Annotated in this window: 1 protein-coding gene; it reads left to right on the plus strand. The window is 64.6% G+C overall.

Annotated features, from left to right (window positions below; genetic code table 11):
• Positions 1-543: type VI secretion IcmF C-terminal domain-containing protein (locus J1G35_RS30655; RefSeq protein ID WP_279309470.1), on the plus strand; the 543-nt coding region annotated here is incomplete at both ends.

A 543-nucleotide genomic window follows, 5' to 3' on the forward strand; every position in this document is an offset into this window, starting at 1 on the left:
GCGGACTCCGGGCGCATCGAGCAGTTTCTACAGCGGCAATTGAGCGGCGTGTTGCGCAAGGAGGGCAGCCAGTGGGTTGCGGATCCACGTCACAGCCAAGGGTTACGCTTCAACCCGGCGTTTCTCAGCGCCATCAACCAGCTCAGCGACCTTGCCGATGTGCTCTACACCGACGGCGGCATGGGGCTGCGCTTTGAGCTGCAAGGCAAAGCCGTGCGCGATGTGGTGCAGACCACCTTCATCCTCAACGGCGACCGGCACCAGTATTTCAACCAGAAGGAAAGCTGGCAGCGCTTCCACTGGCCGGGCCACAGCGACTACCCCGGCGTGAGCCTGAGCTGGACCAGCGTGCATGCCGGCGAGCGCCTGTTCGGCGACTACCCCGGCACCTGGGGCCTGATCCGCTGGCTGGAAAACGCCCAGGTCACGCCGTTGGACGACGGTCACAGCCGTTATCGCCTGCTGCTCAAGGCGCCGGATGGCTTGAGCCTGACCTGGCACCTGCGCACGGAATTGGATGCGGGGCCGTTGGCGTTGCTCAAG

It is taken from the genome of Pseudomonas sp. SH10-3B (assembly GCF_019891415.1).
Lineage (GTDB): Bacteria > Pseudomonadota > Gammaproteobacteria > Pseudomonadales > Pseudomonadaceae > Aquipseudomonas.